At 75.7% G+C, this 7,266-nt stretch carries 6 protein-coding genes; 2 read left to right on the top strand and 4 right to left on the bottom strand.

Going from position 1 to position 7,266, the window contains the following annotated elements:
* The first annotated feature begins 699 nt into the window (after positions 1–699).
* Positions 700–1,605: an NAD(P)-dependent oxidoreductase gene (locus ACTJK8_RS07245; protein WP_058607302.1), complete on the top strand. Its 906-nt coding sequence runs from the start codon at positions 700–702 to the stop codon at positions 1,603–1,605.
* Between the two features lie 59 nt (positions 1,606–1,664).
* On the opposite strand, the gene ACTJK8_RS07240 is transcribed toward ACTJK8_RS07245, so the two are convergent.
* The 3 genes from ACTJK8_RS07240 to ACTJK8_RS07230 form a co-directional block, all read right to left on the bottom strand.
* A complete protein-coding gene (locus ACTJK8_RS07240; RefSeq protein WP_012318905.1) occupies positions 1,665–1,901 on the bottom strand; it encodes a DUF6894 family protein in 237 nt (78 codons plus the stop codon).
* 72 nt (positions 1,902–1,973) lie between these two features.
* The gene (locus ACTJK8_RS07235) at positions 1,974–3,896 is read right to left on the bottom strand and encodes an ABCB family ABC transporter ATP-binding protein/permease (protein ID WP_012318906.1); all 1,923 of its coding nucleotides are present in this window, start codon (positions 3,894–3,896) and stop codon (positions 1,974–1,976) included.
* 85 nt (positions 3,897–3,981) lie between these two features.
* On the bottom strand, positions 3,982–4,188 hold the full coding sequence (locus tag ACTJK8_RS07230; protein ID WP_053621182.1) for a DUF1127 domain-containing protein: 207 nt from the start codon (positions 4,186–4,188) through the stop codon (positions 3,982–3,984).
* Positions 4,189–4,292: 104 nt separating this feature from the next.
* Between ACTJK8_RS07230 and ACTJK8_RS07225 the strand changes: the two genes are divergently transcribed.
* A complete protein-coding gene (locus ACTJK8_RS07225) occupies positions 4,293–5,627 on the top strand; it encodes an aminotransferase-like domain-containing protein (RefSeq protein WP_029361560.1) in 1,335 nt (444 codons plus the stop codon).
* Between the two features lie 10 nt (positions 5,628–5,637).
* Here the strand turns inward: ACTJK8_RS07225 and ACTJK8_RS07220 are convergent, their stop codons facing one another.
* Positions 5,638–7,149, bottom strand: a complete 1,512-nt coding sequence (locus tag ACTJK8_RS07220) for a LysM peptidoglycan-binding domain-containing protein (protein ID WP_440761752.1) — start codon at positions 7,147–7,149, stop codon at positions 5,638–5,640.
* Positions 7,150–7,266: the final 117 nt, after the last annotated feature.

Below are 7,266 nucleotides of genomic sequence, written 5' to 3'. Positions count from 1 at the left end.
GCTGCCGTCTTTCTCGTCGCGGCGTCTCCGACGTCCCGGTCCTGCGACTCCCCGTTAGCGGTCTCGGGCGAGGTGCGCGCACGCCGTGCCCGCAACCCCCGGAACCCGCATCGGCGCCGTGGCCTTCCAGCCGTCCCCCGCCTCGTCGTGGGCGGGTCCGCAGGTCGCTCAGGGTCAGCCCAGAGGCGGGTCGGCGCGGGGGCATTTCCTCCCCCGCCGGGCAGAGTGCCGCCCGGTCTCACGCCCGCGTCCGAGGCACGCCCCGCACCGGTCCGCCGCCCGGGGCGATGGCGGCTGAGAGCCACCGACGCGGGCGCCGCCCCGTCCCCGGACCCGACCGGTCAGCCACCGGGCAGGCCCCCGAAGGACGCCCCGGGATCGCTCCCGAGGCGCCGCGGACAGGTGCGGTCAGGAAGCACAAAATAGGAACATTGTCAAGGCTCGGTGGCCAAAGCAGGCCCGTCTCCGTGAGCGGGAGAGGCGGCATGGCGCGGCTGGCCCGGCCGGGGACGCCCGCCGTCCGGGCCGTCGCACGACGATCGGGCGCGGCCCGGGGGCCGCCATGGGATCCGGGGTGACGGGTCTCCCACGGATGCCGGGATCGGGACTGGAAGGCGGCCGCGTCCGGCGACATGCTGGCGCGGCGCCTCCCCCGCACGGAGGGGCGGGCGCCCGGACACTCGGAACAGGGACACCCGCATGGCTGCGCGCCTCGCCCTCATCGGCCTCGGCGCGATGGGGCACCCCATCGCCCGCAACCTCGCGGCCAAGCGGGCCTCCGGTGCCGAGACGCTCGTCGCGATCGATACCGACCCGGCGCGCCTCGCCGGTCTCGACGGGCCGGGCCTCGTCGCCACCACCGATCCCGGCCGGGCCGCCGGCGCCGAGGTGCTGTTCCTGTGCCTGCCGAACGGCGACGCGGTCGAGGCCGCCCTGCTCGGGACCGGCGCCCTCGCGGAGCGCCTCGCCCCGGGCGCGGTCGTGGTCGACCTCAGCACCGTCGCGCACGCCCAGGCCCTGGCGGTCGGCCGCGCGGTGGCGGCGACCGGGCGCGCCTTCGTGGACGCGCCCGTCTCCGGCGCGCCGGCCGGCGCCGAGGCCGGGACGCTCACCGTGATGTGCGGCGGCGCGGCCGGGGCGGTCGCGCGGGTGCGCCCGCTCCTGGAGCGGATCGGCACGACAATCCTCCACATGGGTCCGGCCGGGGCCGGCCAGCTCACCAAGACGATCAACAACGTGCTCTACGACATCAACATCGCGGCCCTGGCCGAGGTGCTGCCGATGGCCGTCGCCATGGGGCTCGACCCGGACCAGGTCGCCCAGGTGGTCACCACGGGCACGAGCCGGAGCTACGCGGCCCAGTACTTCGTGCCGCGCATCCTCCGGGGCCAGTTCGACGAGGGCTACCCGATGGGGGCGGCCTACAAGGACCTCGTCGCCGCCGCGGCGGTCGCGGCGGAGAACGGCTTCCCGATGCCGGTCACCGCGGCCGCCACCGCCACCTACCAGACCGCCCTGCGCCAGGGCCACGGCGACCGGGACAAGGGCGCCATGGTGCTGCCGTTCGAGGAGCTGCTCGGGGTCCGGGTGCGGTCGCGGCCGTAGGGGCTGGCCGTAGGGCCCTCGGGCGGTCGATCCCGGCCGTCCCACCCGCGCCCTGGAGCTTACGGCAGCTCGAGCACGTCCTTCAGCGGCACCACCGCCAGGACCTGACCCGACGCGTCGGCGATCTCGAAGGACTGCCCGGCCAGCACCGCGCCGTCGACCTGCTGGATCTCCAAGAGCGCCCGGGCGGAGCGCTCGGCCTCGGCGCGGGCGGCGTCGAGGTCGGGCAGGTCGGCGCCGTCGAGATCCTCGACCAGCCACTGACCGTCCCGGATGTGCAGGTAGAAGTGCGGCATGACCGGCAAACCGCGCTTACCGCTTCCGGTTGCGTCCCGCCCGGACTGCGCTCTCCACGTGTCGCCTTTCGGTCACTCCGCGGCCTCGGTCTCCGGCACGGCGGCGCGGCCCGACCGGGGCGGGAGCACCGGCGCGTCGGCGCGCTGGAGCACCTCCAGGGCGGCGTCGGCCTCCCGCTGGCGGTCCCAGAGCGCCGCGTAGACGCCCCCGGCCTCCAGCAGCTCGGCGTGGCTGCCGCGCTCGACGATGCGGCCGTGGTCGAGGACCAGGATCGCGTCGGCGTTGACCACCGTCGACAGCCGGTGGGCGATCACCAGGGTGGTGCGGCCGCGGCTGACCCGGTCGAGCGCCGACTGGATCTCGGCCTCCGTGAAGGAGTCGAGCGCCGAGGTCGCCTCGTCGAGGACCAGGATCGGCGGCGCCTTGAGGATCGTGCGGGCGATGGCGACCCGCTGCTTCTCGCCGCCCGAGAGCTTCAGGCCGCGCTCGCCCACCGGCGTGTCGTAGCCCTCCGGCAGCCCCGAGACGAAGCGGTCGATCTGGGCGAGGCGGGCCGCCTCCCGCAGCTCCGCGTCGGTGGCGTCGGCCCGGCCGTAGCGGATGTTGTAGCCGATCGTGTCGTTGAACAGCACCGTGTCCTGCGGGACCATGCCGATCGCCGCCCGGAGCGACGCCTGCGTCACCGCCGCGATGTCCTGCCCGTCGACGCTGATCCGGCCCGCCTGCGGCTCGTAGAACCGGAACAGCAGGCGCGAGAGCGTCGACTTGCCGGCGCCCGAGGGCCCCACCACCGCCACCGTCTGGCCCGCCGGGATCTCGAAGGTGACGCCGCGCAGGATCGGCCGCTCGGGGTTGTAGGCGAAGCGCACGTCCTCGAACCGCACCGTGCCGCCCGCGACCGCGAGCGGGGCGGCGCCCGGCCGGTCGGCGATCTCGGGGTTCTGCCCGAGGATGCGGAACATGTCGTCGATGTCGATCAGCGCCTGTTTGATCTCGCGGTAGATCATGCCCATGAAGTTGAGCGGCATCGAGAGCTGCACCAGCATGGTGTTGGCCAGCACGAAGCCGCCGATCGTCGTGCGCCCGGCCAGGATGTCGCGCGCCGCGAGCCACATCACCACGGTCATGCCGAGCGTGAAGATCACCGCCTGCCCGGCGTTGAGCACCGCCAGCGACACGTAGGTCTGCGTCGAGGCCTTCTCGTACTTGGCCATCGACTCGTCGTAGCGGCCGGCCTCCCGGGCTTCCGCGCCGAAGTACTTCACCGTCTCGTAGTTGAGCAGCGAGTCGACCGCCTTGGTGTTGGCGTCGGTGTCGGAGGCGTTCATCCGGCGGCGGATCGCGATCCGCCACTCGGTCGCCTTGTAGGTGAAGGCCAGGTAGGCCGCGACCGTCAGGAAGGCGGTCGCCGCGTAGGTCCAGCTGAACTCGTAGGCCAGCACGCCGAGCACCAGCACGAACTCGACGATGGTCGGCACCAGGGTCAGCACCATCAGGCGCGACAATTCCTCGATGCCGGCGCGGCCGCGCTCCAGCACCCGGGTCAGGCCGCCGGTCTTGCGCTCCAGGTGGAAGCGCAGGGACAGGCGGTGCATGTGCTCGAAGGTCTGGAGCGCCAGCCGCCGCACTGCGTGCATCGCCACCTTGGCGAACAGTCCGTCGCGCACCTGGGTCAGCGCCGACATGGCGATCCGCGAGACGCCGTAGAGGGCGATCAGCAGCATCGGCGCGGCGAGGAGGCCGGTGGGCACGGCCTCGTCCTTGCCGCCGACCGCCGCGACCAGGGCGTCGGTGATCCACTTGAAGGTGAACGGCGTCACCATGGTCACGAGCTTGGCGGCGAGCAGCAGGCCGAAGGCCAGGAACACCCGGCGCTGCAGGTCGGGCCGGCCGTGCGGCCAGAGATGCGGCCAGAGCCGCCGGTAGGTGGCGATCAGGCCGGGGCGCTCGGCCGGGATCTTCGTCCCGGCCGCGGGCGCGGTGTCGTCGGTCATGGGGTTCCGCGGGGAGCGTGTCGCGAGACCCGCATATAGGCCCGGGATCGCGCGGGATCACCCGCGCTGCGTGCATGTCCCCGTCTCACGCCCGCCAGAACGGCTTCGCGATCTCGGCGCGCAGGTCCCAGGGCTCGAGGCCGGCGTCCCGGGCCTGATCGGGGTGGAGCGCCGCCAGGGCGCGGCGGGTGCGGATCCGCTGCAGCCACGTGCGGAGCAGGGACGGGCGCGCGGCCGGACGGCCCGTCGGACGGGCGGCGGCGGGCGGCGGGGACAGGGTGACGGCTTGCATCGCAGACGATCCGGTGGCGGGAATGCAGTCCGGCCGGGATTGCTGGCGGAGCATTGATCCGATACAAACCTCGGATCAATCGAAACATTGACCTCGGAGCAATTATGCGCCCCGCGGATTACCGCTCCGTCGCCGACGCGCTCGCGGCCGACATCGCGGCGGGCCGGCTCCGCCCCGGCGCGCGGCTGCCGCCGCAGCGCGACTTCGCCTACGCGCGGGGCATCGCGGTCTCGACGGCGAGCCGCGTCTACGCCGAGCTGGCCCGCCGGGGTCTGGTGACCGGCGAGGTCGGGCGCGGCACCTACGTCCGCAGCGAGCCGGGGCGCGCCGGATTGCTCCGTCCGGAGCCGCCCCCGGCGGCCCTCGACCTGCAGCGGACCCACTCGCGCCTGCCCGAGCAGGAGGCCGTCCTGGCCGAGACCCTGGCGGCGCTCGCCCGCGACGACGGCCAGATCGGCTTCAGCCAGTACGGGCCCGCCGGCACGCCGTCGGCGCAGGCGATCGCCGCCGGGTTCCTGGCCCGGGCGGGCTACGCCCCCGACCCCGCCGACATCCTGTTCACCGGCAACGGCCGGCAGGCGCTGGCCGCCGCCCTGGCGGCCCTGGCGGCGCCCGGCGAGCGGATCGGCTGCGAGCCCCTGACCTATCCGGGGGTGAAGGGCATCGCGGCGCGGCTCGGGATCACGCTGATCCCGCTCGCCATGGACGCCGAGGGCGTCTGCCCCGAGGCGCTGCTCCAGGCCCACCGGGCGACCCCGCTGAGCGGCGTCTATCTCCAGCCGACCCTGCACAACCCCCTCGGCGCCACGATGGGGCCGGCGCGCCGGGCCGCCCTGGCGGAGGTCCTGGAGCGGACGGGGCTCACCGCCGTCGAGGACGCGGTCTACAGCTTCCTGGCGGACGCGCCGCCCCTCGCCGGCCTCGCGCCGGACCGGGTGATCTTCGTGGACAGCCTGTCGAAGCGGGTGATGCCGGCGCTGACGGTCGGCCTGATCGCCGCGCCGCCGTCCCTCACCGACCGGCTCGCCGCCTCCGTCCGGCAGGGCGCCTGGACGGTGCTCGGCCTGTCGCTCGCGGCCGGCATGCACTGGATGGCGGGGGGCTCGGCGGCGGCGCTGGCCGAGGCCAAGCGCCGGGACGCCGCGGCCCGGCAGGCCCTCGCCCGGGCCGCGCTCGCCGACCTGCGGGTCGTGGGCGATCCGCAGGCCTACCATCTCTGGCTGGAGCTCCCCGAGACGTGGCGGGCCGAGGCCTACGCGGCCGCGGCCCTGCGCCAGGGCATCGCCCTCCTGCCGGCCTCGTCCTTCGCGGTCCATCCCGGCCACGCGCCGAACGCGGTGCGCCTCGCCCTGGCCTCGCCGTCCCGGGAGGAGCTCGACCGGGCCCTGCGCGGCCTGCGCCGCCTGGCCTTCGCGGGCGACGATCAGGTGGTGGAGTAGGCGGGGCCGCTCAGCCGCGCTTGTCGGTGGGCAGCACGAAGATCTGGCCCGGGTAGATCAGGTCCGGATCGCGGATCTGGTTCTGGTTGGCGTCGTAGATCACCGTGTAGCGCTCGCCCCGGCCGTAGGTGCGCTGGCTGATCCGCCAGAGGTTGTCGCCGCGGGTGATCCGGGCGGTGCTGATCTCCGGCACGAACACCGCGCCGACTCGGTCCGGCCCCGCCATGTCGGCCAGCCGGGGATTCGAGACCGCGGCCGGGGGCGAGGCCGCCGCCGGCCGGTCCTGCCCGGACCCGTCCCGACCGGAACCGGCCAGCGCGGCCCGATCGCGCCCGCCGTGGTCCCGCGCGCCCTCCTGGGCGGGGGCCGGTGCGGGCTCGGCGGTCTCCCGGGCGGCGACCTGCGTCGGCTCCGGCACCGCGAGGGGGACCGCCGCGCGGCTGGCGACCTTGCCGGTGGCCGGATCGACCTGGTCGATCCGCACCTGATACTGCCCGGGCTTGATCCCGCGCCCGATCGTGAAGGTCGCCCGGCCGTCCGGCCCGATGCTGCCCGGGGCGATCAGCGTGTCGTTGAGGTAGAGCTGGATCCGCGCCCCCGGCGTGCCGGTGGCGGTCACGAACAGGCGGCCGCTGCCCTGCACGTCCACGCTGGCGATCCGGGTCGGCGCCGATCCGGACGCCGCGGCCGCGCGGGTCTCCCCGCCCCCGGCCGGCGCCGCGTCGGCGGCCCGGGTGCCCGGCTCGGCGCCGGGCCTCGTGCCGGATCCGCCGCCCTTCGCGCCACCCTTCGTGCCACCTTGCGCGCCACCCTGCGCGTCGGCCGTCGCCCCGGGCGCGCCGGGCTGCGACAGCACGACGGTGGCGGCGTCCGGGGCGGTCAGGGCCACGAGGGGCTGGCGGTCCCGGCCGGGGGCCACGTCCACCGCGACGCTCTGCTGCGACTCGGTCGCGCGCCCGTCCGCGCCGGTCATGCGCAGGCGGAGGGTGCTGGCGCCCGCCGGCAGGGCCGGCGGCACGATCGCGAACTGGCCGTTGGCGTCGGCCTTGGCCCGGGCCACGGGCTTCCCGTCCACCAGCATCTCGATGGCGGCGTCCGGCGCGCCGCGGCCGGCCACCACGGCGTCGCCGTTCGGCTCGACGCGGACGATGTCGAAGCGCGGCGCCTCGGCCGCCTCCGGCAGGCGCGCGTCCCGGCCCGGACCGGCCTGCGGCGCCCCGGCGGCGCCGGCGCGGGGATCCTGCGGGAGCGCCGCCGCGGGGCCCGGCCCCGGCGCCGGGCGCGCCCGGCCCGGCTTGTCGTCGCGGAAGTCGATCGGCGGGTCGGCGCGGCCGGCCAGGGCGCCCGGATCGGCGAGGCCGCGCGGGCTGCCGCCCGGCGCCGACGACGCGGACGTCTCGGGGCCGGCGCGGCCGGTGAGCCGCCGCAGGGAGTCGCCGCCGAACAGCGCCAGCACGAGGCCCAGTCCGCCGAGGAGGCCGGCGAGCGCCAGGGCGAGACTGCGCCGCACCTGTCTCGACATCGCCACGAAGGCCTCCCCTCATCCTGCCGCCGCCCGGCGGGCGGCCCTCCGCCCGCGCGAAAACCCGTCGACGGCGCCGCCCATAATACCGTACATGGTCCCCACACCAAGCCGTCC

Source organism: Methylobacterium sp. 22177 (assembly GCF_052045615.1).
In the GTDB taxonomy this organism is placed as follows: Bacteria; Pseudomonadota; Alphaproteobacteria; order Rhizobiales; family Beijerinckiaceae; genus Methylobacterium; species Methylobacterium radiotolerans.
This window is presented reverse-complemented; position numbering and strand designations above follow the sequence as displayed.

Bases quoted from the DNA above. Each gene is read 5' to 3' on its own strand.
- ACTJK8_RS07245 (WP_058607302.1), top strand. From the start codon at position 700: ATGGCTGCGCGCCTCGCCCTCATCGGCCTCGGCGCGATGGGGCACCCC.
- ACTJK8_RS07240 (WP_012318905.1), bottom strand. From the start codon at position 1,901: ATGCCGCACTTCTACCTGCACATCCGGGACGGTCAGTGGCTGGTCGAG.
- ACTJK8_RS07235 (WP_012318906.1), bottom strand. From the start codon at position 3,896: ATGACCGACGACACCGCGCCCGCGGCCGGGACGAAGATCCCGGCCGAG.
- ACTJK8_RS07230 (WP_053621182.1), bottom strand. From the start codon at position 4,188: ATGCAAGCCGTCACCCTGTCCCCGCCGCCCGCCGCCGCCCGTCCGACG.
- ACTJK8_RS07225 (WP_029361560.1), top strand. From the start codon at position 4,293: ATGCGCCCCGCGGATTACCGCTCCGTCGCCGACGCGCTCGCGGCCGAC.
- ACTJK8_RS07220 (WP_440761752.1), bottom strand. From the start codon at position 7,149: ATGTCGAGACAGGTGCGGCGCAGTCTCGCCCTGGCGCTCGCCGGCCTC.